Source organism: Sutterella sp. (genome assembly GCF_030539355.1).
GTDB lineage: Bacteria > Pseudomonadota > Gammaproteobacteria > Burkholderiales > Burkholderiaceae_F > Sutterella.
The window spans coordinates 1-1,546 of record NZ_JAUNSF010000063.1 but is presented as its reverse complement, the minus strand read 5'-3'; the positions used below and the strand labels follow the sequence as shown (position 1 = coordinate 1,546).

2 protein-coding genes are annotated in these 1,546 nt (G+C 67.9%); both read left to right on the top strand.

Translation table 11 applies throughout. The features are described from left to right. A partial coding sequence (locus Q4F91_RS09140) for a flavodoxin (protein ID WP_303336948.1) occupies nucleotides 1–429 on the top strand: 429 nt, incomplete at its 5' end. Nucleotides 430–526: 97 nt separating this feature from the next. Next, nucleotides 527–1,531, top strand: coding sequence for a DUF362 domain-containing protein (locus Q4F91_RS09135; protein ID WP_303336947.1), 1,005 nt, complete (start codon nucleotides 527–529; stop codon nucleotides 1,529–1,531). Nucleotides 1,532–1,546 lie beyond the last annotated feature (15 nt).

Below are 1,546 nucleotides of genomic sequence, written 5' to 3'. Positions count from 1 at the left end.
CTCACCGGGTGCGACGTCTTCCTGCTCGAGCCCGCCGAGCCCTACCCGTCGGAGTATCAGGAAACCGTGAACCGCGCGGTGCCGGAGCGCGAGTCGGACGCCCGCCCGGCGCTGAAGCGCCTCCCGGATCTCTCGGGCTATGACACCGTCGTGATCGGCCACCCGATCTGGGGCGGCAAGATGCCGATGATGTTCTACACGCTCCTCGAGGACAAGGGCGTGCAGGCCGCGCTCAAGGGCAAGACGATCCTGCACTGGGCCACCAACGGCGGCTCGGGGCTCGGCGACAGCCAGCGCGAGATCACGCGGCTTCTGCCCGAGTCGAGGATCCTGCCGGGGCTCGACCTCTACGGCTGGGGCGGCCTCCGCTCGCCGGGCTCGATCCGCCCGTGGCTCGAACAGAACGGCATCGCGGTCAGGGGCTCCTGAGAGCGCAGGCGCTTATATCGCATAAACTCGGTCCGGGAGGGTTGTCTCTGCCCTCCCCGGACACCGTCACTTCAATTCCTCCGAAAGGTCTCCCATCATGCAGCGACGCAGTTTCCTCCTCTCGACCTCCATCTCCGCCGTCCTCACGTCGATGGGGCTCACGGCCCTCCCCGGTGCCGCACGTGCCGCGGCTCAGGGTGAACTTCCCGCCTGGGCGATGCGCCTCGAGCACCTCGCCGACCCCGGCGACACGAAGGCCGCCGAGGTCTTCTTCACGACCGACGTCTCGCCCGAAGCCCTGATCCGCGTCTACGAGGCCGTGGGCAGGAAGGCCGCGGGCAAGGTGGCGGTGAAGATCTCGTTCGAGTCCGCGGGCGGCCCGCATCTCGAGCCCGCCTTCCTCGGGCCGTTCTGCGACCACGTGAAGGGCACGCTCGTCGACACGCACTGCTTCACGTCGCGCCGCGGCGAGAACGCCGAGCACATGGAGCTCATCCGCGAGAAGGGCTTCGACAAGGTGGCGCCCGTCGACATCCTCGACTGGGACGGCGACATGGACCTCCCGGTGAAGAACGGCTACTACCTCAAGTACACCCGCACGGGCTCGCACTTCGCGAACTATGACGACGTGATCTCGGTGGTGCGCTTCAAGGGGCACTACCTCCCGCGCTACGGCGGCACGATGAAGAACCTCTCGATCGCGCTCGGGTCCCTCTCGGGCAAGGCGATCATCCACAGCCTCGGCGAGAACGAGCGCTATTACCAGCGCTCCTCCGACCAGGAGACCTCCATGGCCATGGCCGACGCGGTGCGCGCGGCGCTCGACGCCAAGCCCGGCCGCTGGGTCTTCATCAACGTCGTCAATTCCTTCGAGCCGAACGAACGCACGAACCACGGCGCGGTGAACCTCGGCGACATCGGCATCTTCGCCTCCACCGACCCCGTCGCGCTCGACCAGGTCTGCTGCGACCTCGTCTACGGCGCCGCGCCCTCGCTCGAGGTGCGCCGGCAGTGGGAGGACTCCCACTCGACCGACGTGCTCGCCTTCGCCGAGGCGAAGGGCACGGGCACGCGCCGCGCACGGCTCACGCGTATTGCCTGACATACCACTTCTGAG